Origin of the sequence: Actinomyces israelii DSM 43320 (assembly GCF_000711965.1) — a bacterium.
Lineage (GTDB): Bacteria > Actinomycetota > Actinomycetes > Actinomycetales > Actinomycetaceae > Actinomyces > Actinomyces israelii.
The window spans coordinates 1-25,501 of sequence record NZ_JONS01000014.1; the positions used below are offsets into that span (position 1 = coordinate 1).

A 25,501-nucleotide genomic window follows, 5' to 3' on the forward strand; every position below is an offset into this window, starting at 1 on the left:
CGCAGGCGCAGGCTCGGCAGGCGCCTCGGGCGCGGGCTCGGCGGGCTCGGCGGCAGGCTCAGCCGCAGGCGCAGGCTCGGCAGGCTCGGCCTCGGCCGCAGGCGCAGCGGCCTCAGCGAGCTCGGCCTCGACCGCAGGCTCGGCGGCCTCGGCGGGCGCCTCGGCCTCGGGCGCAGGCTCGGCGGGCGCCTCAGCCGCAGGCTCGGCGGCCTCGGCGGCAGGTACGGGATCGGCGGCGGGGTCCGGGGCCTCTTCCGCGGATGCCGGCGCCACGAGGCAGCCGGCGAGAAGAGCGGCAGCCGCACCAGTGATAATGCTTCGTCGCATGAGGGGTGTCCTTCGTTTTGATGTCAGGAGCAGATCCAGGTGTCTGCCCCTTCATCGCAACAAAGGCCATTGCGGTCCCACAAGAACAAAAACTTGCCATTTTCCATGACCGGAACCGCAACCACGCCCCTAGTACATGCCACTCCCATGCGCGCAACGGCCTAAAGTCCCAATTTTGGTCTCTCTTTGGAACTGCCGTGGCGCCGCAGCCCCATTGGGAGTCGCAGCGCCACGGTGCATGCACCTGCCCGTCAGCTATTGGTTCAGGACTTGTGGCGGAAGCGGCGCAGTGCGATGCCCCCGCCAATCAGGACCAGCACGATCAGCACGCCCAGGCCGACAGCGGGACCGGTCCTGGCCAGGGCGTGAGCGGGCTTGGAGGAGGCCGTGGCGGCGACCGGGACCTGAGAGGCCGCCGCGGCGGCGCACTGGGTCATCACCATCTCCGAGCCCTCGAAGTTCCAGTCGATGTACTGGACCTTGGCCTCGCCCGACTTCAGGAGGAAGTCATAGCCCCACGCCTCGGTGCCGACGTTCGCACCCATCGTGTAGGTGGCGGTGACGACCTCGTCGGCCGTGCCACCGACCTCCACGGTGCCGACCTGCGCACCGTCATCCCAGACGGCAATGGTGTAGGTGCCCGCGGTGTTGACCTGGACCTCGAAGGTCAGGACGCAGCCCTCTCGATGGATGGAGACGATCGAGGCCTCGTTGCTGTACTGCTTGTTCTTGGAGGTCATCCCCGGGTCGCCGGCGACGACAGCGCCCGCCGTCGCCGGTGCGGGATCCTCGGCGGCGGGATCGGCGGACTCAGCAGGATCAGCGGGGCCGACAGGAGGCGCCTCGCCGGCCTCCGCCGGGGTCACGGCCGCCGGATCCCCGCCAGCACCGGCGTCGCCCTTGCCGGGCTCCGCCGGATCCTCGGCGGCGCCGGGCGCCCTCTCTTCCCCACCGGAGCTCGGCCTCGGAGCCTCGGGGGAGTCGGCGGCGCTCTTTGGGCCAGGAGTGGGTGTCGGGCTCGCAGTGGCGGTCGGAGACGGCTCGGACGAGCCGTCGCTTGTTATCGTATCGGCCGCCGCAACCGGCGCGAGGAGCAGACCAGCGCTCAGCACAGCACCGAGCAGACCGGTAGTGATGTGGGATCGCTTCACGGGACGTCCTTCGGGCGGAGAGGTACGGGTCACAGTCGACTGTACACCTGTTCCTTCGTGGACGACCAGCCATAAAGTGACCGAGACCTCACCGGCCCCCGCCGGCTCGTCGCCGCCGCACGGGACGACGATTTCATCATCTCCCGCCCCTCGTCCGGCACCCGGACGCCAGAACAGTTGTCTCCGGCGCCCGGTAATTCATCAGTGCTTGCCGCTCGTCGACGCGAGCGCGACGGTGAGTCATGGCGGCCGCGGCGGGCGGCCCGCGCGGGACAGGTATGAGGAGCGCAGCATGGGAGAGGAACACGGGAGAGTAAACGCCCCCGAGGACGCCGACACCGGCTGGATGGTGGAGCTCGACCGGGTGAGCGTCCTGCTCGGAGGCGAGCCGCGCGTGGACGGACTCACCTGGCGCGTCCCGCAGGGGCGCGTCTACGGGCTGCTGGGGCCGAACGGCGCCGGCAAGTCCACCGTGATCAACCTGATCACCGGTCTGCTCGCCGCGTCGAGGGGAAACATCAGGGTGGGAGGCCTCGATCCGGTCCGCGACGCGGTCGAAGTCCGCGGGCTGATCGGGCTGGTGCCGCAGAGCGACAGCGTCTACCCGGACCTGTCCGCACGGGAGAACCTCCGCTTCCACGGGGCGCTGTTCATGGACTCGGTGAGCGAGATCCCCGACCGGATCGAGAAGACCCTGGAGCTTGTCGAGCTCGCCAAGCGGGCCGACGACCCGGTTCGGACCTTCTCCGGCGGAATGCGCCGTCGCCTGTGCATCGGGCGGGCGCTCATGCACAGGCCGAGGATCCTGCTGCTGGACGAGCCCACGCTCGGGGTCGACGTCCAGGGCACCTACCGGATCTGGGACTACATCAAGGCCCTGCGGGGCCAGGGCATCACCGTCATTGTCACCACCAACGTCATGGGCGAGGCGGACTATCTGTGCGACGACCTGGTCATCCTCGATCACGGCCAGCTGGTCGCACAGGGCAGCCCGGCCGAGCTCAAGAGCCGGGCGGGGGCGGACTCGCTCGGGGACGTGTTCCTGTCCCACACCGGCCGCGGCCTGCGGGACTGAGAAGGGCACCGACCATGCGCTGCCTCATTCTGGTGGGGGCCGAGCTGCGGCAGGTGCGCTCCGCCCTCCCCTACACGCTGCTGACGATCCTGAGCCCGGTCATGTTCATGGCGCTCTTCATGCTCATGGTGCGCGGGGACATCACCCTGCCCCTGACCGTCCACCCGGGCCCCGACCGGAGCGAGTTCGCGCAGGTTCTGGCCACCAACCGCGCCCCGGGCAACCCGCCCTACCTCCAGGTCGAGCCCGGCACCGCGGACCCGCCCCGGGGCGAGAGCACCGACCTCGTGGTCATCGCCGCCGAGCCCTCCGCCCGGGACGGGCGGACGTCCGGCACGATCGTCCACTATGTCAACGACGTGAACACCAACATGACGAAGAACTTCCGCAACCGGCTCACCGGCGCGGTGTACACCTGGTCCTCCGCGCACCTGGAGGGCGGCGACGTCGGCGTGGAGGAGCATCCGACCTATCCCCGGGACATCCCCTGGTCGACCACATTCGGCCTGTCGGCACTCGGCTTCGGGGCGCTGTTCTCCGGCCTGCTGTTCGGCCTGCTGTCCATGACCCGGGAGTGGGAGCGCGGAACGATCCTCTGGCTGCGCCTGGCCCCGACCCGCCCCGGCCTCGTGATCGCGGCCAAGCTGAGCGCCTGTCTGGTCCAGTGCTCGGTCGCGGGCGTCGTCCTGGTGGGGGTCCTCCGGCTGCTCACCGGCCTGTCCCCGGCCCGCCCCCTGCCCCTGGCGGGAGGGCTCGCCCTCGGATACCTGGCCTCCTCCGCCTTCGGCCTCATGGTCGGCTTCGCCAGCCGCAACACCCTCACCTCCTTCCTGACCTCCCTGGTCACCGCCCTGGTGTGCTGGGTCGGCGGAGGCGGGCTGGGGCCGATGTTCGTCTTCGGCCCGGCCGCCGTCGCGCTCTCACGGTTCAACCCCGCCACGCACATCATTGATCTCGCGCGCTGGTCCTACCTGGGAGGGCGCCTGCGCCCGCAGGCGGCCCTCACCGCCCTGGCGGTCACCGCCGTCGTCGGAGTGCTCGGCGCCACCGGGCTGTACCTGGCGCGCCTGCGCCGTCCGGAAGCCTCCTCATGAGCGCCCTGCCCCGCTTCACCGCCGAGCTGCGCAAGCTCGTGCTCCTGCTGCGCGCCGACCCCCGTGCAGTCGCCGCGGGCGTCATCGCCCCGACGGCGATCCTGCTGGTCTTCTGGATCACCTTCGGCAATATGTCCTCACTCGAGATCGCCGTGGTCAACCACGACGCCGGCCGGCTGGGCGCGCGCCTGGAGCACCACATCCTGGCGCAGACCTCGCCCGCAGGCGGCCGGCCGTACTTCACCAGCCGGACCGGCGACGAGCAGGAGGCCCTCGAGCTGTATGAGCGCGGCCAGATCGCCGGCGTCGTCGTGATCGGCGAGGACTTCACCCGGCGCGTCGAGGACCGCGGCTCCCCCGCCGTGGAGTTCCACGTCAACAACTACTCCGCGGACATGGCCAAGAACCTGCGCCTCTACCTCCAGGAGGGCATTGTCTCCTTCTACGACGCCGAGTACCCCGGCTACGACCTCCAGGTGGACGAGGAGTACACCGTGGACTCGCAGGTGGACTGGTTCGAGCTCATCGCCGCCGGCATCTTCATGCTCGCCTTCCTCATCGGGTCGATGTTCAGCCTCCTGTACCTCCTGTTCGCGGAGAAGACCCTGGGGACGGCGGCCGAGTACGCCCTCAGCCCCGCCGGTCCCTGGCCGTTCTGGTGCGCCCGCCTGCTCTTCTCACTGCTCCTGGGAGCCCTGACGGCCGCCTTCAACGGGGTTCTCATCCGGGTGGTCTGCGGCCTGAACGTCGCCGCGTTCCTGCTTCCGGCCCTCGTGCCGCTGGTGCTCATCACAGGGATCTGGATGGCCGTGGCGACCATCCTCGCCCTCAGCGTCAGACAGTTCGCGGGCGCCGCCGTCGGCGCCATGGTCGCCGCCGTGCTCTGCTGGTTCCTCGGCGGCGGGACCTCACCCGCCCGCTACCTCGCAGGCCCCGAACGGGTCCTGGCCGAGGCCATCCCCAACACCTGGGCGCTCGGCCTCATCCGGTCCAGAGCCTTCGGCTACCCCGTTGACGACGCCGGCGCCTCCTACGGCCTGCTCGCAGTCGTATGCGCCATACTGCTGGCCACTGCCACACTCATGTACCACCGGCGGTTCGCCCGCCGACGACCAGGAGGCCGCGGATGACGACCGGCGCCGAGGGGCCCCGCCCGCGCGGCCGGCGCCCGGGGAGCCCCGAGACCCGCGAGCACATCCTCGCCGTCGCATGGGAGGTGTTCCTGCGCGACGGCTTCTCCGCCGTCTCCCTGCGCGCGGTGGCGCGCGCCGCCGAATGCGACCCCGCTCTCATCCACTACTACTTCAGCTCCAAGGAACAGCTCTTCTTCGAGGCCATGCACGTGCCGATCAACGCCGACCGGGTCATCGACTACGTCACCTCGCCGGGCCTGCCCGGAATAGGGCGAAGGCTGTTCGCCTTCCTGACCGCCGTCTACGAGTCCCCCTACGGCGACCGCCTCGTCTCCACCCTCACCGGCGACGCACGGACCCGCACCCTGCTGACCCGTGTTATCGGCGAGCGCATCAGGCAGGTCGCCGAGGAGCTCCTGCCCGCGGGGCGCGCCCGACGCGGGCGGGCGATGGCTCAGGCCGAGACGATCATCGCCGGGTACATCACCGCCCGCTGTCTCCTGCGGAGCGAGCACACCGCCGCCCTGTCGCGCGACGAGGCCGTCGTCGTCTACGGCGATCTCCTCCAGGACGCCATCGACCAGGCGGCTCCCCCGCGCGCGGCGGCCGCACGACCCGCCGGGCAGACGCCGTCGTCTCCCGCGCTCTGATGGGCAATAGGGTACGTCAGCCACGACATCCCCACCCGCACACCGCCGCGCCGGCCTCATGGACGTCTCCCGCGCCGCCCGGGACTCCACGGTCGAGCTGCGCAACGCGAACCTCGACCCGCTGCGGGAGCGCGGCTACCTGCGCGGCGCTCCGGCCCCGGACGGGCGGGGCGCCTCAGACGTCCTGCGGCTTCCAGCTGGGCGGGAGCACCGGGGTCACCTCGCGCAGAAGGCTCACCGTGGCCTCCACGCCCTCGACGGCGTCGAAGAGGACGTCCTCGTGCTCGATGGCCAGCACGTCGTCGTAGCCGCCGGCCCGCAGGTCGGCCAGGAGCTGCCCCCAGAACTGACGGCCTCCGGGCCGCCCCAGGCCGAGGGTAACGTAGTTCCAGGCGCGGGTGGCCGCGCGCTCGGGCGGCTGGGTGTCCAGGAGCCCGTTGACGGCGCTGATCGCCTCGTTGACGCGGGCGTCCTTGACGTGGACGTTGTAGACGGCGCCGGCGAGGGCCGCGGCCATGGCCCGCGGGTCGGCGCCCATCCACATGGGGTGGGAGGGGTCGAGGTTGGGCCGACGACGTCGCCGACGGCCTCGCGCAGGCGCAGGAGGGTGGCGGTGTTGTAGACGAGCTGGTCGCCGTGCATCTCGACGGCGAAGCGCACGCCCCGCTCCTCGCCGTAGCGCGCCAGCAGCCGCCAGTACGGGATGGCGACCTCGTTCCACTGGTAGTCGAGGACCTCCTGGGTCTCCGGGGGCCAGGACGTCGTCACCCAGTTGGGGGTGCGGTCCCCGGGCGCGCCCGCGGGCAGGCCAGACATGAGGACGACCGTGCCGACACCCATGAGCTCGGCGAGGTCGACGGTGCGGTGCACCAGCTCGTCGATCCTGCCGCCGATGACCGGGTGCAGCTGGTTGCCGTTGATGTTGAGGGCGCTCACGCGCAGCCCGCGCTCGCGGATCGCGCCGAGGCAGCGGTCGCGCTCGCCCGCGTCGCCGAGCACAGCGGCCAGGTCGAGGTGGGGCGCGCTCGACCAGCCGCCGGTGGGCAGCTCGACGGCGGTGAGGCCGAGCCCGGCGGCGGTGTCGAGCATCCGCTCGAAGGGCAGGTGCGCGAAGGAGTCCGTGACGATGCCGATCTCCATGGCCCAGCGGTTCAGCGCCCCTTGGCCAGGACCTCGTCGAGCGCGGGCACGCTCACGCGGCGACCGCCGTCGTTCATGGAGCGCACGAGGGCCTCGGCGACGACGGTCGTGCGCAGGGCGTCCTCGGCCGTGGCGGCGTCCTCGGGCAGGCGCCCGTGGAGGGCCGCGTCCACCCAGGCCGAGAGCTCGGCCCGGTAGGCGGCGGCGAAGCGCGGGCGCCAGTCGGCGGGGTAGGCGCTGGTGCGGGCCAGGCCGGAGGAGACGACGAGCTCGTCGGCCTCGACGAGGGCGGGGACGCCGGGCAGCTCGACGCTGGCGCGCTCGCAGACGAGCTCGCAGCGCACGTCGTAGCCGTACCGGGCGTGGACCTGGAGCTCGACGGTGTGCAGGATGCCGGCGGAGTCGCGCAGCAGGAGCAGCTGGGGGTCGTGGCGCTCGGAGATGAGGCTCGAGGCGCGGCCGCAGGCCCACTGGACCTCGACGATGTCGTGCCCGGAGAGCCAGGGCAGGATGTCGATCTCGTGGACGGCGGAGTTGGTCACCGTCGCGCTGGAGTCCTGGCCGGGGTAGGCCTCGACGTTGCGGTGCACGGAGTGGGTCATCAGGAGGGCGCCGTCGGCCCCGGAGGCCAGGCGCGCCCGCATGGCCCGGTAGCCGGGGTCGAAGCGCCGCATGAAGCCGACGGTGAGCAGCGGCCGCTCCAGCGCCCGGTGGGCGCGCACGACGTCGGCGGCCTCGAAGGCCGTGGGGGCCAGGGGCTTCTCGCACAGGACGGGCAGTCCCGCCTCAAGGCAGGCCCGGGCCAGCGGCGCGTGGAGCGGGTCGGGGACGGCGATAATGACCGCGTCGACCCGGCCGGAGGCGATCATCTCCTCCCCGCCGGGGTAGACGATTGCGCCTCCGACGTCCTGGGCGAGCGCGTTCGCGCGTGCAGCATCCGCGTCGGCGATCGCCGTGAGCGCGGCGCCGCGCACTCCCCGGGCGAGGTTGCGGGCGTGGTCGGCGCCCATGACACCGGTACCGATGATTCCGACTCTCAGGCCTGTCTCCATCATTCCTCCTCGAACGATGCGGGGCGTTCTCCCGCCAACACGGAGCGTAATCAATTACGTCCGCAGTGAGGAGCCCTCGCACACCGCGGCCCGCCGCGGGGGGGGCGGGACGGAGCGGCGGCGCGTCGGGTTCGCCGCCGGGCCGTCGGAACGGGGGCGGGTGTGCGGCGGGATCGCGTCCAAGCGAGCCGGCCGCCCGCGCTCATACGAGTTCGCCGTCCTCCGCGGGCTCCAGAAGGCGGTGCAGCGCGTAGCGGTCGAAGAGAGCCATGGGGCGCCCGGTGCTCTGAACCGATCTCGACGCGGAACTCGACCGATCCCGCCGGAGGGGGCCGCACGACCAGTCGGATCGAGTGGCCGCACGGCCCCCTCCGGCGCCTTCCGCCGCACCTACTCCTCGGAGTCGGCCAGCGAGGTTCCCGACGGCGTCGTCTTGGAGATGACCATGAGGAACTCGGCGTTGGACTGGGTGTCCTTGAGCTTGCCGAGGACCAGCTCGAGGGCCTGCTGCTGCTCCAGGCCCGTGAACAGGCGGCGCAGGCGCCACATGATCTTGAGCTGGGCGGGGTCGATGAGCAGCTCCTCGCGGCGGGTGGAGGAGGCGGCCACGTCCACGGCCGGGAAGATGCGCTTCTCCGCCAGCTGGCGGGACAGGCGCAGCTCCATGTTGCCGGTGCCCTTGAACTCCTCGAAAATCACCTCGTCCATCTTCGAACCGGTCTCCACCAGTGCCGTGGCCAGGATCGTCAGGCTCCCGCCGTTCTCGATATTGCGGGCCGCCCCGAAGAAGCGCTTGGGCGGGTAGAGGGCGGAGGCGTCCACACCGCCGGACAGGATACGGCCGCTGGCCGGAGCGGCCAGGTTGTAGGCCCGGCCGAGCCTGGTGATGGAGTCCAGCAGCACGACGACGTCCTGGCCGAGCTCCACCAGGCGCTTGGCGCGCTCAATGGCGAGCTCGGCGACGGTGGTGTGGTCGGAGGCGGGGCGGTCGAAGGTGGAGGCGATGACCTCGCCCTTGACCGTGCGCTGCATGTCGGTGACCTCCTCGGGGCGCTCATCGACGAGCACGACCATGAGGTGGGCCTCGGGGTTGTTGACGCTGATCGCGTTGGCGATCTGCTGGAGGACGATCGTCTTGCCCGCCTTGGGCGGGGAGACGATGAGCCCGCGCTGCCCCTTGCCGATGGGGGCGACCAGGTCGATGACGCGCGGCGTCATGGCCTTGGGCGTGGTCTCCAGCCGCAGCTGCTCCTGGGGGTAGAGAGGAGTGAGCTTGGTGAACTCGGGGCGGCGCTTGGCCCGCTCGGGGTCCATCCCGTTAACGGTCTCGACGCTCACCAGCGGGTTGTACTTGACACGGCCCGCGCGGTTCTGCCGGCGGTTGCTGCGGCTCTGGCCGCCGGGGTGGGCGGTCTCCCCGCCCTCGCGGACCCAGCCCGTGATGGCGTCGCCCGGACGCAGACCGTTGTCCTTGATCTGGTGGGCGGAGACGTAGACGTCCTTGGGGCCGGACAGGTAGCCGGAGGTGCGCAGGTAGGCGTGCTGGTGGTCCGAGACGTCGAGGATGCCGGCGACGGGCAGGAGCACCTCGTCCTCGCGCGGCTGCTGGCCGCGCCCCTGGCCGCCCTCGCCCTGAGAGCCGTCGCGGTCACGATCGCGGTCACGGCGCTTGCGACCGCGACGACGGCGCCCGCCGCGGCCCTCCTCGTCCCAGTCGGTCTCATTGCCCCGCCCGCCGCCGTCGCGGCGCTTGCGCTCACTGGGCTCGATGGCGGGAGTGCCGGTGGCGTCGGCGAGGTCGCGCATGAGCGCCGCCTTCGCATCGAGATGGCCCTCCGGGGAGTCGGAGTGCTCGCGATCGGCCCGCTCCGGGGCGCCCGCAGCGGCCTGGGCCCGACGGCGCCCGCGTCGCGAAGCCTCCGAGGCGCCCTGCTCGTTGCCGCGCTGAGCATCGCGCCCGCGCACCGGCCCACGGCCACGGTTCTCGCCCGCGGCGCCGTCGTCGTCCTCCTCCAGGCGGATCGGCAGCTCGAGGGCGGGGGGCCCGGTCCTCGGGGTGCTCGTCGCCGCAGTCGCACGACGACGCGGACGGGACTGCGCCTGGCCGGGCTCGGCCCGCTCGGCGCCGGACGGCTGGGTACCGGCCGGCTGTGTCTCGGATGAGTCGGCCGTCTCGGCGGACTCGGCCTTGTCGTCCCGCTTGGCGGCGGGCTCGGTCACGGGCGCATTCGTCGCCGCCGTCGCCCTGTCTCCGGAGGCGGTGCCGCTCCGAGGAGCGCGGGCGGGGGTCGCGGCGGAGCCGCCGGAGGCTCCGCCGCGAATAGCGGCGACAAGCTCGCTCTTACGCATACGGGAGATGCCCTTGAGGCCCATCGAGGACGCGAGCTGCTGGAGCTCGGCCAGGCGCATTGTCGAAAGCGAGGGCTGGGCGCTGGAGGTCTCGGTCACGAGTATCCTAACGGTGTGATTGCGCTCCACGAAGGGAAACGTTCAACTGGGGGACTCCCCCCGGAACCATTCACGGGGTGGGCCATGCACTGCCGGGCTGTGGTGGGGCTGGGCCCCACGTCCGGGTCTCATGAAATCTGCGGTGCGGTGCAATCCGCAGGGCAGATGCGAAAAGTGTAGCAGCCCGCGACCGTGAACGCATACGCACAGCGCCTGCCGTCCGTATAGCGCACGCCACGTTCCTGTGCGCCTGTTCACCCGCGCCCCTCCCCGTGCGGGTCATACGGCGCGGGAGGCCTCCCCTGCCGAGGCCTTGCCGCCTCCGGACCGCCGCAACGGCGCCCCTTGGCCGGGGCTTCCCGAGACTTCAGGAGATGGCCCGGTAGAGCTCCGCGCCGCGCACGAGGACGCGGGTCCTCAGGTCGCCGTCCCAGTCCACCTCCATGCCGTGCCCGCGCAATACGGGGACGACGACGCGCCGCATGAGGTCGAGGGTCTGCTCCTCGTAGTAGGCGTCCTTCTCGGTCCCGCTCATGGCGTCGAACTCCTCGCGCGTCTTGTAGTGGCGCCAGAACATCCCGTAGGACAGGTAGGTCTCCCCCGTCTCGACGAGACGCTCGGCGTCCTGCATGTGGAAGAAGACGAAGCCGGCCCACTGCGGGCCGTCGGCCACCTCCTGGATCTCGTCGAAGCCGCAGTTGTTGCAGCAGGAGAAGGCCTGCTCGGCGACGATCTCGCGCTCGCGCAGAGCGGCGAAGGCGCTGTCGAGGTTGGTCACGACCTCCCCGAAGGACTCCTGCTGCCTGCGGCGGGCGGCGAGCAGGTACCGGACGGCGGTGCGAACGCCGTCCTCACTGACCGGCGCCTCCTCCGAGAACTGGTCAGTGATATCAAAAACCAGGGTCGCCTCATCGGCGTTGCCCAGAACAACCTGGTTCCAGATCGCCGCGCGGACTTCTTCCTCGATTGAAGGAGGAATAATGTCGGCGGACAGGCGCAGCCCCTGAGGCTGACTATTGAAATCACGGAAATCTCTCGTCGAGCTCATGCCCTCCATCGTAGAGCCCCTCCCTGGCTCCGCCCATGGGGACCGCTCACCAAGCGCTCACCATCGTCCTGAGACACGTCCAGAAGCTTCTCGGGCGATCCTGCGGGCGCCCGTCAGGGCCCGTCAATGCGGATTGGATGAAATGCTGGGGGAAGCGCCCGCTGAAGAGCTCTCCGGGGATGAGGAGAGCCGAGATCCTGCCATAGGCCTCGCGGAACCAAGTCGCCTGCTCGGGCGCGCCCTCAGGGGCCCAGTAGTAGACCGCGGAGCTGAGAACGCCTCCGGGATGGTTGTTGGCACCGGGGTCGAAGACCACCGCGTACATCGTCTGGAGCATGCTTTCAACGGCGCCGGACGGGCCAGCGGGGTCGGGCGGCTTGTACAGCAGATTGTTCCGGCGAGGACGACGCCTTGAGGGCCTGACCGATATGGGTGGCGACAAGCGCGGCCATATTAGCCGTACGGCCGCGTGCTACGGCCGCCCAGTACCTCCAGTACCCATGAGGACGCTCCTCTCCGGTGCGGGCACCGCGTACCCGTCTGCATCATGATCACGTCGCGTTCTCAAGCACGGCAGGAGGCATCTCTACCAGGTGCCGTCCTCTTCTCTCAACGTGCACGGGCCCCATTGACCTGCTGCTGCTTCACGCGTACGGGCGACCTGGCCGTCGCGGGGGCCGGTTCAGCGGGTCAGGACCGCGCCGCGGGTGTCGATGCCGGGCCGCAGAACCATCCAGCCGTGCCGCTCCAGGGTGAAGCGGGTCTGCTGCGCGACATTCGCCAGCACCAGCACCGTGGGTCCGGCGCCGGAGATGACCGCGGGATAGCCCTGGGCGCGCAGGGAGTCCATCACCGCCGTCGACGCGGGCAGCACGCCCCGGCGGTAGTCCTGGTGAAGGCGGTCCTCGGTGCCGGCCATGAGCAGGTCGGGGCGGCCCGCCAGCGCGAGCATGAGCACGGCGGCCCGCGAGGTGTTGAACAGGGCGTCGGCCCGCGGCACACGGTCGGGCAGGACCTCGCGCGCCTCCTCGGTGCTCAGGCGCGTCGCGGGCGGCGGCACGAGAAGGCTCACCGACAGGGAGCCGTCCACCGGCATGGGGGCGGCCCGGGGCGTGCCGTCGGCCTCCACCCAGGCCACGGTCGCCCCGCCGAAGACGGCCGGCGCGACGTTGTCCGGATGCCCCTCGAAGTCGGTGGCGATGCGGAACACCTTGCCGTCGGACAGGGCCCGGGGCTCGGAGAGCAGGCCGCGGGCGAGCATGAGACCGGCCACGGCCGCGGAGGCGGACGAGCCCATGCCCCCGCCGTGCGGAATGCGGTTGACGCAGCGCATCTCGAATCCGGCCTGCGGCGCGCCGACGGCGTCGAGACCGGCGCGCAGGGCGCGCACGACGAGGTTGTCGTCGTCGGTGGGGACGATCCCCTCCCCCACGCCCTCGACGCGCACGTGGGTGGCGCCCGCGACCGGGCGGACCTCGACCTCGTCGTAGTAGCGGAAGGCCATGCCGAAGGAGTCGAAGCCGGGCCCCATGTTGGCGGTGGTGGCGGGCACCCGGACGGCAGCCCGCTCATTGGCCAGGCGCATGGTCACTGCCCCTCGACGCGCCGGACGGAGACGACCTCGAGCACGCGGTCCTCCTCGCGCAGCGAGCTGACGGCCGCATCAAGGTGGAAGACGCCGGCGGGGTGGGTGACGATGGTGACAATGGCGTCGCGCCCGCCGACATAGGTGCTCTGGCGCACCGAGTCGATGGACACGTCGTTGTCGGCGAAGACGCCGGCGACGATCGCCAGGGAGCCGGGCTTGTCGTCCACGCGCAGCTGGACCTGGTAGCGGGTGATCGCGGAGCCGGGGCCGAGGATCGGCAGGTCGGCGTAGCTCGACTCGCGGGGGGCCTGGCCGCCGTTGACACGGTGGGACGCCGCCGCGACGACGTCGGACAGGACGGCGGAGGCCGTCGGGGCGCCACCCGCGCCCTGCCCGTAGAACATGAGGCGGCCGGCGGCCTCGGCGTCGATGAGGACGGCGTTGAAGGCCCCGTGCACGGAGGCCAGCGGGTTGTCGGCCGGCACGAGCGAGGGGTGGACTCGCACGGACACGCCGCGGGCGTGCGCGTCGTCGCGGTACTGGGCGATGGCCAGGAGCTTGATCTCGCAGCCGGAGGCGTGGGCCTCGCGTATGTCGTCGGCGGTGACGGAGCGGATGCCCTCGACCTGGACGTCGGACAGGCCGACGCGGGTGTGGAAGGACAGGGAGGCGAGAATGGCGGCCTTGGCGGCGGCGTCCAGGCCGTCGACGTCGGCGGTGGGGTCGGCCTCGGCGTAGCCGAGGGCCTGGGCGGTGGCCAGGGCCTCCTCGAAGGAGAGGCCCTTGGTGCTCATCTCGTCCAGGATGTAGTTGGTGGTGCCGTTGACGATGCCGAGCACGCTGGTGACCCGGTCGCCGGCCATGGACTCGCGCAGGGCGTAGACGACGGGGATGGCGCCGGCGACGGCGGCCTCGTAGTAGAAGTCGGTGCCGGCGGCCGCCGCGGCGTCGTAGAGCTCGGGCCCGTGGGCGGCGATGAGGGCCTTGTTGCCGGTGATGACGCTGGCGCCGGACTTCAGGGCCGCCAGGATGAGGGTGCGGGCAGGCTCGATGCCGCCGATGAGCTCGATGACGATGTCGTTGCCGGTGGCGACGGCGGTGGCGTCGTCCGTCAGAAGGGCGCGGGGGACGGCCGGGTCCCGGGGGGCGTCGAGGTCGCGCACGGCGATGCCGGTGATCTCCATGCGGGCGCCACTGCGCGCGGCGAAGTCGTCGGCCTGCTCCAGCAGGAGCCGGACTACCTGGGTGCCGACGGTGCCGGAGCCGAGGACGCCGACCCGCAGCGCGGGTGCGGCGCCGGGGAGGGGGGAGGCCGGCTGGGGCTGCTCAGTCACGGGGACCACCTTGCTTGAGAGGGACTCGCCGGAGGGCGACTGCGTCGCGCCCCAGCATAAGTGGCAACGCCCGCGCGTCCGCACTCATCCGGCACGACCCTCAGCGAGACCGGCCTTGACCTTACCTGAGAAGCGGTCTTATCTTGTGTAAGCCTCGCCTAAATCCCACTCTCACATCCGTCATCCACGTGCTGAGCAGACGTCATGACAGATGTCTCTCACCCGCCCATCTCTCACCCGCCCAGGAGCACACCATGAACGCGTCCGGGACCCCTCCCGCTCCGAGCCCCGACCCGGTCGGCGACCCCGACGAGCCCGTCATCCGGTCCTCGGCCCGCGGTGGTCTGCGCGACTCGGTCCTGGGCACCCGCAACCTCATGACCGTCGCCGCTCTCGGCGTGGTGGGGTCGATCCTCGTCGTCCCGCTGACCTACCTGTCCGTCGTCGTGGCGGTCAGCCCGCGCGGCATCCTCATTATGTGCGCCCTCATGGGCGCATGGATCATCCCCTACCTCCTGCCCGGCGTCATTGTGAACAAGCCGGGAGCCTTCGTCATCGGCAGCCTGGTCATGGGCGTCATCTCCGCCTTCCTCACCCCGCAGGGCCCGACCGCGATCCTCGGCAACATCATCGGCGCGTGCTATGTGGGCGCACCAGTGGCCCTGCTCCTCTACCGCAAATGGGCCTGGTGGGTCTACGCCATCTCCGGCGTCATCTTCGGCGGACTCAACGCCGCCGCCTACGGCTGGGGCTTCCAGATCGCTCTCACCGGTCGCCAGACGGCCCTGGGCATTGTCCTCGCGATCGTCTCCTGCTGGGCGGGCGCGGGCGTCTGCCTGCTGCTCAAGCGGGCCCTGGCGCGCACCGGCGTCGGCGTCGCCCGATGACGGCCCCCACCGCCGGGGCGGCCCGAGACGCCGGAGACGAGGACGCGTCCCCGCTCGCCCGCCTGGACCGGGCGAGCGTGCGCTACGCGGGCACCGAGGCCTGGATCCCGGGAGGCGTGACGCTCTCGCTCCCCGCCGGGACCACGACTCTCCTGCTCGGCCCCTCCGGCTGCGGCAAGTCCACCGTCACGCTCACCCTCAACGGGCTCGTGCCGCACTCGGTGCCCTCCGACTACCGCGGCAGCGTCCTCGTGGCGGGCCAGGAGGCGGCCGACGCCGACATCTCCCACCTGGCCCGCAATGTCGCCATGGTCATGCAGGACCCCGACTCCCAGATCGTCACCACCCGGGTCCTGGACGAGGTCTGCTACACCCTGGAGAACCTGCTGGTCCCCGCCGGACAGATCGAGCCGCGGGCCCTGGCGGCGCTCAAGACGGTCGGCATGGCCCGCTACGCGGACGCGAGCCCCTGGGACCTTTCCGGGGGGCAGCGTCAGCGGGTGGTCCTGGCCGCGGCCCTCGCCGTCGAGCCGGCGCTGCTCGTGCTCGACGAGCCGACCGCCAACCTCGACCCGTCCGGCTCGGCCGACTTCTACGCGCTCCTGCCCGCCCTGAAGGAGCGGGGCACGGCGGTCCTCGTCGTCGAGCACGACCTGGACGAGCTCATCGGCGCCGTCGACCGGGTCATCGCCCTGGACGCCGACGGCCAGACCATTGCGACCGGCCCGCCGGCGGAGGCCTTCGGCGTCCACGGCGAGGCTCTCGCCGCGGCCGGCATCCGCCTGCCCACGGCCGTGCGCCTGCACCATCTCCTGGCCGGCCGCGGGCTCACCGCCGCGAGCGCCGACCGCGAGAGCGCCTTCCCGCTCACGCTCGACGACGCCGCCCAGGAGCTCGCTGCGGCCCCGTCCGCCCTCTGCGCGGGCCCGGCCCGCCCCACGCCCGCCGAGGACCCCGCGCCGCGGGGCGGTGCCGACGGCACCGCCCGCGACGAGGAGCCCGTCCTGGTGGCCCGCGACCTCTCGGTGCCCCGCGGGCGGGGACGGCGCCGCCACGAGGTGCTCCACGGCGTGCACCTGGCCCTGAGGCGCGGCGAGGTCCTCGCCGTCGTCGGGATCAACGGCTCGGGCAAGTCCACGCTCCTGCGGGCGCTCGCGGGCCTGGAGGCGTGGACCACCGGAGAGGTGACCGTCGCCGGGAGGCCGCGTCGGCCCGGTCGCCCCGGGAGGGCGGTGACCCTCGTCATGCAGAACCCGGAGCACCAGTTCCTCGAGCCGACCGTGCGCGACGAGCTGGCCCACGGCATGCGCCTGGAAGGCGCCGAGGAGGCTCGGGTGGATCGGGCGGTCGATGAGATGCTCGCCCGCTTCGACCTGGTCGACCGCGCGGACGCGAACCCCTTCCTGCTCTCCGGGGGCCAGCAGCGGCGCCTGTCCGTGGCCTCGGTGCTCGGCGAGCACCGCGAGGTCGTCTGCCTGGACGAGCCGACCTTCGGCCAGGACCGCCGGGGCGCCGAGGCGCTCATGGGCCGCCTCCGCGACGTCGCCGCCCAGGGGGCGGGCCTGGTCATCACCACCCACGACATGGAGCTCGCCGCCGACCACGCCGACCGCGTCCTCATCCTGGCCGGGGGAACGGTCCTGAGCGAGGGCCCGGCCCGCGAGGTCCTCGCCGACGCCCCGCTGCTGGCCCGCGCCGGCCTGCGCCCGCCGCCGCTGGCCCGCCTGACCCGCGCCGCCGCGGACCTGGGGGCGGCGACGCCCACCCGCGTCTCCTGGAAGGAGCTGGCATGAGCGATCCGGCCCCTGTCCCCTCGGCCGCGGTCGGGAGCGCCCCGGCCGCCGAGGATGCTGCGCACGCCGCCCCGGCCTTGGAGGGCACGACGTCGGCCGGCCTCCGCTCGCCCGAGGGGGCCGGTCCGGGGCTCGGCGGCCTGCTCGCCTTGGACCCGCTGTCCCCCTTCGCCGCCATCGTGCCGATCATCGTCGTGGTCGCGATCCAGACCACTCCGGTCCCGGCGCTGTGGGCGCTCGGGACCGCCACCGTCCTCCTGATCCTGACCGACCTGCGGCGCGGCCCTCTCCTGGCTGCGGCGGTCCTCGCGCTCGCCGCGGTCATCGCCGTGCTCCTGGCCGTCTCCGCCCCCATTGAGCGCGTCGGCGCCTCCCCGGTCGTCATCGACGCCTTCGGCGCGAGCCTCCAGCTCAACCAGGTCGTCGCCGGAGCGCGCCTGGGCGGCAAGCTCGGCACGGCCCTGTCGCTGTTCCTCCTCACCGGCCTCCTCGCCAGCCCCCAGGACCTGCTGCGGGCGATGGTGATCCACCTGCATGTGCCCTACCGCATCGGCTACGCGGGCATGGCGGCCCTCGGCTTCCGGGAGCGCTTCGCCGCCGAGTACCGGGTCATCCAGGAGGCGCACGCCCTGCGCGGCACTCGGGCGCGGCTGCCGCTCCTGAGGCCCCTGGCGCGGCGGTGGTCGGCGGTGCCCGCCCTCATGGCCGGGGCCGTGCGTCACGCCGAGCGGGTGTCCATGTCGATGGACGCGCGCGGGTTCGGCGCCCACCGCACCCGGAGCGAGCGCTCGGCCCCCCGCTGGCGGTGGCGCGACACCGTCCTCGTCCTGGTCTGCTGGGCCCTGGCGGCCGCCATCGCCGTGCGCTTCAGCGGCGACGGGCTCGTCATCCACGACATCTGATGCTCCATCACCTCCACGGAATCGCTGTAAGGTGAGACTCGCTTGACCCCCATAGACCATGGCGCTCCTCCTTCTTACGGAGTTCGCAATGACCGCAGAAGCACAGACCGATACTGTTGAACCGTCGCCCACCGCCACTACGACCAACGCCGGGCACACCACCGGGCAGGCGCCCCCGGCGTCCGAGATCGCCCTCAAACAGCTCCTCGGCCCGGTTCGGCCCTCGATCGTCCTCGCCTTCTGCTGCGGGATGGCCGGGGCGGCCCTCGGCCTCCTTCCGGCGATCGGCGTCACCGCCCTGGCTCAGCAGGCTCTCGCCGCCACGCTGACCGCCCGGACGGCATGGGCCTGGGTCGCCGCCATCTCCGTCGGGCTCATGGGCGGGCACATGATCTACCTGTGGGGGACCGGCTACGCCCACCGGGTCGAGCTGCGCTTCCGCACCGACCTGCGCCGCCGGATCGCCGTGGTGCTGGCGCGCCTGCCGCTGGGATGGCACACGGAGGAGTCCTCCGGGCGCGTGCGCTCGACCATCACCGAGGACACCGCCAAGGTCCACGCCCTCATCGCCCACTTCGGCTCCGACCTGGGAATGGCGATCGGAGCGCCCCTGTTCGGCCTGGTGTACCTGCTGACCCGCTCCTGGGTCTTCACCCTGGTCCTCCTGGTGTGGCTGGCGGCCGCCGTCGCCGTCGCCGGGGCGCTGGCCGCCCGCACCATGAAGCAGCTGACCGAGGAGTTCAACGAGTCGGAGAAGCAGCTGGCGTCCGCCGCCGTGGAGATGGCGGACGGCATCGCCGCCGTCAAGGCCTTCGGACTGAGCGGGACGCTGTTCGGCCGGTTCTCCGACGCGCTGGGCCGCTACACGAGGGCCTCGTATAAGTGGATGCGCGGGCCGGGCCGCCCCATGGCGGTGCTCAGCGCCCTCATGGGCCCCGCCTTCATGCTCCTGCCCATTATCGCGACCGGCTGGGTCATGGTCGGGCGCGGCCTGATGGAGCCCGTCGGGGTGCTGCCCTTCCTCCTGGTCGGGGTCGGCCTGCCCTCGGGCATGATGAACCTGGCCTCCATGGGCAACAGCCTCATCGAGGCGCGGGACGCCGCGCAGCGCATCGGGGAGCTGCTCGCCGAGCCCGCGCTGCCCGAGCCCCAGGCCCCCGTCCCGGTGGGCCACGACGAGCGCGGCGGCGTGGACGTCGCCCTGGACCGCGTCTCCTTCCGCTACCGCCAGGACGGCCCGCTCGTCCTGGACGACGTCTCACTGGAGCTGCGGCCCGGGACGGTCACCGCCGTTGTCGGCCCCTCGGGCTCGGGCAAGTCCACCCTGGTGCGGCTCGTCGCCCGCTTCTGGGACGTGACCGGCGGGAGCGTGCGCGTGGGCGGGACCGATGTGCGCGACGCCTCCAGCCAGGACCTGCTCTCCCAGATGGTGATCGTCCTGCAGGAGGGCGGGATCCTCGCGGACACGGCCCGCGAGAACATCCGCCTGGCCCGACCGGACGCCACCGGTGAGGAGGTGGAGGCCGCCGCCCGGGCCGCCCGCATCCACCAGCGGATCACGGCCCTGCCCCGCGGCTACGACACCGTCCTGGGCTCCGAGGGGGCGCACCTGTCGGGCGGCGAGCGCCAGCGCATCGCCCTGGCCCGCGCCTTCCTCGCGGGCGCCCCCGTCCTCCTGCTCGACGAGGCCACCGCCCAGGCGGACCCGCACTCCGAGCGCGAGATCCAGGAGGCGCTCGCCGCCCTCGCCCGCGGCCGCACCGTCCTGGTCATCGCCCACCGCCTGGCCACGGTCGTCGACGCCGACTCCATTGTCGTGCTCGACAGCGGGCGCGTCGTCCAGAGGGGCACGCACACCGAATTGCTCGCCGCCGGCGGGCTCTACCGCACCCTGTGGGAGGCGCAGCAGTGATCACCCGACTCGACCGCTACCTGGGCGGGCACTCGCACCTGAAGGGGCTCATTGTCGCCCACGCCGTCGCCGGCGTCCTGCAGGGCGCCGCCCTGGGCCTGCTCGTCCCCTTCCTGCGGACCTTCCTGTCCGGCGGCCCCGGCGCGGGCGCCTGGCTGGCGGCGATCATGGCGACCGCCTGCGCCTCCGCCGTCATCAGCGCCGCCGCGACGGTGCGCTCCTACAGGATCGGCTCCGACGACGTGTGCGGCGGCCTCATCCGCGCCGTCGGGCAGAAGGTCCAGCACCTGCCGCTGGGCTGGTTCGACTCGGCCGCCACCGGCCGGGTCGCCGCGGCCACGTCCACCGACATCCACGCCCTGTCCCACCTGCCCTCGCTGGTGCTGCCGCAGATCGCCTCCATGAGCGGCTCGGCGGCGGCGATCGCCGTGGTGTCCCTGTGGCAGGAGCCGCGCATGGGCCTGGCCATGATCATCACCCTGCCCGGGTGCGTGTGGGCGCTGCGGCGGCTCAAGCGCGCGGTCGTCGCGGAGTACCGCCAGCACGAGGCCTCCACCCGGCGCCTGGCCTCACGGGTCCTGGAGCTCGCCCGCCTCCAGCCGGTCCTGCGGGCGACCGGCGCCTGCCGCGACGGCTGGGAGCCCCTGGAGCGGGACCTGACGGAGGACCACGAGGTGGCGGGCCGGGCCATGAGCGCCGCCGCTCCCGCGGCCATCGGCTTCCACACCTTTGTGGAGGCGGGCATGGTCCTGGCCGTCGCGGTCGGGGCGTCGCTGCTGCTCGGCGCACAAGTGGACCCGGCGGTCTTCGTGGCCCTGTCGCTCATGGCGGTGCGCTTCGCCGACCCGGTGGGCATGCTCGCCTTCTACGTGTCCCCCGTGCACGAGGCGGGCGCCGCCCTGGAGTCCATCGGCTCCATCCTGGACACGCCCGTCATGGACGAGCCCGAGGCCGAGGCGGCGGCGGTGCCGGGCGCCCCCTACGACGTCGTCCTGGACCACGTGTCCTTCGGGTACGTCCCGGGGCGGGAGGTCATCCACGACGTGTGCCTCACCCTCCCGGCGGGCAGCGTGACGGCGCTCGTGGGGCCGTCCGGGTCGGGCAAGTCGACGATCGCGCGGCTCGTGGCCCGGTTCTGGGACGCGAGCTCGGGAAGCGTGAGCGTGGGCGGGGTCGATGTGCGCGCCGCGCGCGTGGAGGCGCTCATGGAGCGGGTCTCCATGGTCTTCCAGGACGTCTACCTCTTCGACACCACGATCGAGGAGAACGTGCGCATCGGCCGTCCGGGGGCGAGCGCGGAGCAGGTCCGCGAGGCGGCCCGGCGGGCGGGCCTGGCCGAGGTGGTCGAGCGCCTGCCGCGCGGCTGGGACACGCCGGTGGGCGAGGGCGGCTCCGCCCTGTCCGGCGGCGAGCGCCAGCGCGTGGCCATTGCCCGTGCCTTCCTCAAGGACGCGCCCGTGCTGCTCCTGGACGAGGTGACCAGCGCGCTCGACGGGGCGAACGAGGCCGTGGTGACCCGGGCCATGGAGGAGCTGAGCCGGGGGCGCACGGTGCTCGTCATCGCGCACCGGCTGAGCACGATCCGCCGGGCCGACCGGATCGTCGTGCTGGTCGACGGTGCCGTGGAGGCGGTGGGCGCGCACAATGAGCTCTACGCGGCGGGCGGCACCTACCGGCGCTTCTGGGACGACCAGGAGGCCATCGACAGGTGGAGACTCGTGGGTGCGGAGATGAGCGCGGAGAGCTGAGGGAGGCGAATCTTCGGTCGCCCTCGCGACGGTTATGGCTGATTATCAATGACAGTCGTTGTGAGGGCGCCCATCAAGTCCTCAATCGTCCGGGGCGCGCCTAAAAGGTCCGCAACCTCGCAGAATATTGTCAAAGATTCCTCCGGGCATTGCTCCCCCACCTCAGAGCCACCATGCCGCTCCGCCGCAAGCCCCACACTGTTTAGCGAAGGCCCCAGGTCGCGCAGCGACTCCGGCGTACCCAACGAATTCGCCAGCTTGCGGTCAGTTCTCAACGACTCCACCGCCGCCTCCGCAGTCGCATCCATAAGCACCGAAAACCTCTCCGGCCTGCATCACAGCGTCGGCAGCGCCAGCGCGGAAGCCTCGAGGAAGTCCCCGTAAACCAACCATCACAGAAGCAGGATTCGCCTCGATGTCGATCCCGCCATCGAGCAGACCGGCGATCTCCGCCCGCGTCAGCCCGAAAACAATACTGCGGATAGGGGAACCACTAATCCTGGACTCGTCAAGAACTCCTCGCGCACCGACCGGGTCCGCCGGGAGCAGGGAACGGGGTCGCCCCACTTCCCGCAGCGCCGCGCCGGCCTCGGGAGTGCGCAGCTGTTCGGGAATCGTCAATCGCCAGGCGGAACGATACCTCTCGCCTTCCATGAGCTCCGACTTCCACCCCATGTTCTCGACCGCTTGATGCGGCGAGCCAGAGGGTGGGCTCACAGCACGCACAACATGAGCGAAGGAGCGCGCGGGCCACAGATCGGCAGCCTCGCGAGCAGCCTGCCCGAGCAGAGGAATCGGACCGCAGAGAACCAGGCGCCCCTCTCGAGTCGGCGAGACGAATGCGCACCTCATTGAGCGCATGAAGTACGTCTACGCGCTGCTCCTCTGCCCAGAGGGCGAACCAAAGGACTCCCGGTCTTGGCAGCTCGCGTCGTAACCAGTCGGCAGAGTCCTCATCCGCCTCACATGGTGTCCACCGCTCACGATTTCTGCGACCCCACAGGGCGGCCCTCTCCCTAAGATCATCCGCCTGGTCGCGGGACCGCACAGCGAGGAACACGGCTGTGGGCTCAGCCCCGGCCCATTCCAGGTGGTGCCGCGGGCCCGACCACGCCTGATCTACGCTGACGGCCTCGTCGGGTTCCCGGAACGGCATGTCACGCCTCGTCCAAGAGCTTGTCCGGAAGAGGGCGGACGGTACCAGCCAACCCTCCCGTTGCGGCAGCACATGACATGCCCGAGAGCCTGGAGCGCCCACGCCTCGGCGGTCCGCTCGCGCGGCACCCGCAGCTGTCCGGTCTGACGCACTGCTCGCAGGATCTCCCACTGCTCCTGCTCCTCCGTGAGCCCCGCAGCGGCGTACGAGCGCTGCTGACGCTCCTCCTGATCGATGTCGGCCGTGCCCACCGGAAGCGCGCCGTCCTTGACCAGGAGCTGACCAGGAGCGCGCAGACCAGACGGAATAGCTCTTCTGAACAGACCGCCCGAGGCGCGAATCACCCGGTCGATCCGACTCCCGAGGAGCCTCTCGAGGTCACCGCCTGGGGCGCGTCTGGCGGGCACCTGGCGCAGGAGGTCGATCCCCGCACGGCAGTCCCCGCCATCGCGCTCCTACCTTGACACTGAGAACGGGCCAGATCTGCCCCTCCCAGCCCGCAGGCTCGGCATAGACCGGAACCGTGTAGATCACGTGCATGTCGGGCAGGGCCGGCTCCGAGGCGTACCTCGAGAAGAGCGACTCAACAGAATCTCGGACCTCATCGAAGGTGGCGGTCCGTCCGCGACAGTGGTCTATGGAGTCCGCAATGAAGACCGGCGTCTTCCCGGAGGGCATGGCGGCGTCCATCGCCTGGAAGAAGGCGCGCATCTCCTTCTTGAAGACCTTCCGGTCGGGCTCCAGGGCCCTGCGACCTGAGCGCGGAGGCCCTCGTCGTCGTGCAGCGTGGCCTTGAGATCGAGGGCGACCGGGCCCGCCGACACGGCCGTGCCGGCCTCCCCCTTGATATCAAGGCGATCGGGGAAGGACCTCATCCGCGCGACGATCTTCTGCTTCGGGACGTCGGCCTCCTCGCAGCCGCCGACGAAGCCGGCCGCGAGCGCAATGAGGAGGGAGCCGCCGCCCGGAGGAAGTTCTGTGTTGAGGTAGTCCTCGATACCCAGATATACGGGGACGTAGGCGCCACGGTCGAGCTCGCGCCGCAGCCGGAGCAGCTCGGGTCGTCTTGCCCGCCCCGCCACAGCCCGAGAGCAGCCGCACCGAGCCTCCGAAGGTGACCCCGATTCTACGCCGAGCCCTGAAAACGCTGAGAAAGCGCCTCAGCGGCGGTCGGCAGCCCGGGCGGACCCGCCGACCCCGGCGGGCCGCCGTCGGCGCGTCACCGCCGCCCAGGCCCGGCGGAAGACCCTGCCCAGATCCGCCGAGTAGGGCAGGACCAGGTCGCCGCTGCGGTGAACCGGCGGCGGAGGGACCTCGAGAGATGACACTGCTGCGCTCATGCCACACAGCGTAAGGAGCCTCACAGCTCCGGGGCAGAGTCTCGGGGAGGAGTCCGCCCGGCGGCATCTCGTCCTCCAGGATGAGAAAGACCCCCGGCGCTGCGGGTATAGGCGCCCCGCGATGCGGCCGGGCCAGGGGAGCCCGGCCCTTGCGCCTCAGCCCTGGAGGGCCAGGAGGTCCTCGATGGTCTGAGGGCGCACCGCCCAGCGGGCGTCGCCGTCCTCGACGGCCACGACGCCGGGCTTGGTGAGCATGTTGTAGTTCGAGGCCATGGAGTAGCCGTAGGCGCCGGTGGCGGGCACCGCCAGCAGGTCGCCGCGGGAGACGTCGTCGGGCAGGTCCACGTCCCACACGACGACGTCGCCGGACTCGCAGTGCTTGCCGACCACGCGACAGCGCACCACCGGCGCCTGCGAGACGCGGTTGGCCACGGAGGCGGTGTACCTGGCCCCGTAGAGGGCCGGGCGGATGTTGTCAGCCATGCCGCCGTCGATGGAGACGTAGCGGCGGCGAGCGCCGTCGGCGAGGAGGGCGTCCTTGACCACACCCACCCGGTAGAGGGTGAGGGTGGTGGGGCCCGCCACGGAGCGCCCCGGCTCCACGGAGACCCGCGGAACCTCGACGCCCAGGCGGTCGCAGGCCGAGCGCACGGTGCGGGCGATAGCGCGCGCCGCCTCAACGGGGGCGGTGGGGACCGGGTCGGCGCCCGAGTAGGCGATGCCCACCCCGCCGCCCAGGTCGATCTCGGGCAGCGGCGCACCCGTCCGGGCCCCGACCGTCGCGGCGAGCCCGCAGATGATGCCGGCGGCCTCCTCGAAGGCGACGGTCCCCTGGATCTGGCTGCCGATATGGCTGTGCAGGCCGCGCAGCTCCAGGTGCGGGCAGGCCGTGATGGCGTCCACGACCTCGTCGAGCTGGCCGTCGAAGGCGCCCACGCCGAACTTCTGGTCCTCGTGCCCGGTGGAGACGTACTCGTTGCCGCCGGCGTGCACGCCGGTCTTGACCCGGATCATGACGCGGGCGGTCGTGCCCAGGCGGGCGGCGACCGACTCGATCTGGGCGACCTCGTCCAGGGAGTCGATGAAGATCCGCTCAATGCCCCGGCCGTCCCCCGCGCGCAGGGCGGTCTCGATCTCGGCGTCGAGCTTGTTGTTGCCGTGCAGGCCCACCATCGACGGCGGGGCGCCGGCGCGCAGCGCCATGGTGAGCTCGCCCAGGGAGGCCGTGTCCACCCCCATGCCGGCCCCGGTGACGGTGCGCACGACGTCGGAGCACAGAAAGGCCTTGCCCGCGTAGTAGGCGTCGCCGCCGCTCATGCCGTAGCCGTCCCAGAACTCCTCGGCCATGGCGGTGGCCCACACCCGGGCGCGCCCGCGCAGGTCGGCGCGGTCCATGACGAAGACGGGGGTGGCGAAGTCCGCGGCGATGTCGGTCAGGGCCATCCCGCCGACCTCGAGGACCCCGTCGTCGCGGCGCCGCGCGGACCACGGCCACAGGTCGGGGCGCTCGGGGGGCTCGGGGCAGACCAGGGTGCCCGGAGCCGCCTCACCGGCGGGAACGGTCGCAGCGGTCATGATCCTCCTTCTGGTTCCGGCACGGGCGCCGCGTCAACCGATCTCGACGCGGAAGTGAACCGGTCTCACGAGATCGGTCCGGATCCGGCTCGAGACCGGTCGTAACCCGCACCGAGATCGGTTGCACGACCGGGCGGGCGCGTTCGCG

General features: G+C 71.8%; 21 protein-coding genes. 10 read left to right on the top strand and 11 right to left on the bottom strand.

The window, feature by feature from the left end; genetic code table 11:
* On the bottom strand, nt 1-327 hold a 327-nt coding region (locus tag O145_RS18005), incomplete at its 3' end, for a hypothetical protein (protein ID WP_229118389.1).
* Nucleotides 328-590: 263 nt separating this feature from the next.
* Nucleotides 591-1,193, bottom strand: coding sequence for a hypothetical protein (locus O145_RS06220; RefSeq protein WP_043561200.1), 603 nt, complete (start codon nt 1,191-1,193; stop codon nt 591-593).
* 577 nt (nt 1,194-1,770) lie between these two features.
* Between O145_RS06220 and O145_RS06225 the strand changes: the two genes are divergently transcribed.
* The 4 genes from O145_RS06225 to O145_RS16395 are packed head-to-tail and all read left to right on the top strand — an operon-like array spanning nt 1,771 to nt 5,430.
* Complete coding sequence (locus O145_RS06225) at nt 1,771-2,553, top strand: ABC transporter ATP-binding protein (protein WP_229118390.1); 783 nt, start codon at nt 1,771-1,773, stop codon at nt 2,551-2,553.
* Nucleotides 2,554-2,567: 14 nt separating this feature from the next.
* Nucleotides 2,568-3,647 carry an ABC transporter permease gene (locus O145_RS06230; RefSeq protein WP_043561203.1) on the top strand — a complete coding sequence of 360 codons (1,080 nt, stop codon included), beginning with the start codon at nt 2,568-2,570 and terminating at the stop codon, nt 3,645-3,647.
* Nucleotides 3,644-4,777, top strand: coding sequence for an ABC transporter permease (locus O145_RS06235; RefSeq protein WP_043561206.1), 1,134 nt, complete (start codon nt 3,644-3,646; stop codon nt 4,775-4,777). The genes O145_RS06230 and O145_RS06235 overlap by 4 nt, the downstream gene beginning before the upstream one ends.
* Entirely contained in the window at nt 4,774-5,430 is a 657-nt protein-coding gene (locus tag O145_RS16395; RefSeq protein WP_052374749.1) for a TetR/AcrR family transcriptional regulator, read from the top strand. The genes O145_RS06235 and O145_RS16395 overlap by 4 nt, the downstream gene beginning before the upstream one ends.
* 234 nt (nt 5,431-5,664) lie before the next feature.
* On the opposite strand, the gene O145_RS06245 is transcribed toward O145_RS16395, so the two are convergent.
* The 7 genes from O145_RS06245 to O145_RS06275 all read right to left on the bottom strand — a co-directional run bounded on the left by O145_RS06245 (nt 5,665) and on the right by O145_RS06275 (nt 14,040).
* Entirely contained in the window at nt 5,665-6,570 is a 906-nt protein-coding gene (locus O145_RS06245) for a sugar phosphate isomerase/epimerase family protein (protein WP_229118391.1), read from the bottom strand.
* Between the two features lie 11 nt (nt 6,571-6,581).
* Nucleotides 6,582-7,625, bottom strand: coding sequence for a Gfo/Idh/MocA family protein (locus O145_RS06250; RefSeq protein WP_229118392.1), 1,044 nt, complete (start codon nt 7,623-7,625; stop codon nt 6,582-6,584).
* Nucleotides 7,626-8,012: 387 nt separating this feature from the next.
* Nucleotides 8,013-10,070 carry a transcription termination factor Rho gene (gene rho / locus O145_RS06255; protein WP_043561212.1) on the bottom strand — a complete coding sequence of 686 codons (2,058 nt, stop codon included), beginning with the start codon at nt 10,068-10,070 and terminating at the stop codon, nt 8,013-8,015.
* A 367-nt stretch (nt 10,071-10,437) separates the two neighbouring features.
* A complete protein-coding gene (locus O145_RS06260; RefSeq protein WP_052374772.1) occupies nt 10,438-11,118 on the bottom strand; it encodes a DUF6891 domain-containing protein in 681 nt (226 codons plus the stop codon).
* A gap of 46 nt (nt 11,119-11,164) precedes the next feature.
* Nucleotides 11,165-11,455 carry a hypothetical protein gene (locus tag O145_RS06265; protein WP_043561218.1) on the bottom strand — a complete coding sequence of 97 codons (291 nt, stop codon included), beginning with the start codon at nt 11,453-11,455 and terminating at the stop codon, nt 11,165-11,167.
* A 345-nt stretch (nt 11,456-11,800) separates the two neighbouring features.
* Nucleotides 11,801-12,703 carry a homoserine kinase gene (gene thrB / locus O145_RS06270; protein ID WP_043561375.1) on the bottom strand — a complete coding sequence of 301 codons (903 nt, stop codon included), beginning with the start codon at nt 12,701-12,703 and terminating at the stop codon, nt 11,801-11,803.
* A 2-nt stretch (nt 12,704-12,705) separates the two neighbouring features.
* Entirely contained in the window at nt 12,706-14,040 is a 1,335-nt protein-coding gene (locus O145_RS06275; RefSeq protein WP_043561219.1) for a homoserine dehydrogenase, read from the bottom strand.
* Between the two features lie 254 nt (nt 14,041-14,294).
* Between O145_RS06275 and O145_RS06280 the strand changes: the two genes are divergently transcribed.
* From O145_RS06280 to O145_RS18010, 6 genes are all read left to right on the top strand, one after another.
* Nucleotides 14,295-14,927, top strand: a complete 633-nt coding sequence (locus O145_RS06280; RefSeq protein ID WP_084682422.1) for an ECF transporter S component — start codon at nt 14,295-14,297, stop codon at nt 14,925-14,927.
* On the top strand, nt 14,924-16,720 hold the full coding sequence (locus O145_RS06285) for an ABC transporter ATP-binding protein (RefSeq protein ID WP_052374751.1): 1,797 nt from the start codon (nt 14,924-14,926) through the stop codon (nt 16,718-16,720). The genes O145_RS06280 and O145_RS06285 overlap by 4 nt, the downstream gene beginning before the upstream one ends.
* Nucleotides 16,717-17,622, top strand: a complete 906-nt coding sequence (locus O145_RS06290; protein WP_043561223.1) for an energy-coupling factor transporter transmembrane component T — start codon at nt 16,717-16,719, stop codon at nt 17,620-17,622. Before O145_RS06285 ends, O145_RS06290 begins: the two co-directional genes overlap by 4 nt.
* Before the next feature lie 88 nt (nt 17,623-17,710).
* Nucleotides 17,711-19,534, top strand: coding sequence for an ABC transporter ATP-binding protein (locus O145_RS06295; RefSeq protein WP_169740326.1), 1,824 nt, complete (start codon nt 17,711-17,713; stop codon nt 19,532-19,534).
* Nucleotides 19,531-21,282, top strand: coding sequence for an ABC transporter ATP-binding protein (locus O145_RS06300; protein ID WP_052374753.1), 1,752 nt, complete (start codon nt 19,531-19,533; stop codon nt 21,280-21,282). Before O145_RS06295 ends, O145_RS06300 begins: the two co-directional genes overlap by 4 nt.
* Before the next feature lie 1,805 nt (nt 21,283-23,087).
* Nucleotides 23,088-23,234 (top strand): hypothetical protein, encoded by a 147-nt coding sequence (locus O145_RS18010; RefSeq protein WP_156966624.1) that lies wholly within the window; start codon nt 23,088-23,090, stop codon nt 23,232-23,234.
* A 364-nt stretch (nt 23,235-23,598) separates the two neighbouring features.
* Here the strand turns inward: O145_RS18010 and O145_RS18015 are convergent, their stop codons facing one another.
* Nucleotides 23,599-23,778 (bottom strand): hypothetical protein, encoded by a 180-nt coding sequence (locus O145_RS18015; protein WP_156966625.1) that lies wholly within the window; start codon nt 23,776-23,778, stop codon nt 23,599-23,601.
* Between the two features lie 156 nt (nt 23,779-23,934).
* Nucleotides 23,935-25,353, bottom strand: coding sequence for a diaminopimelate decarboxylase (gene lysA / locus O145_RS06320; protein WP_043561234.1), 1,419 nt, complete (start codon nt 25,351-25,353; stop codon nt 23,935-23,937).
* Between the last annotated feature and the right edge of the window lie 148 nt (nt 25,354-25,501).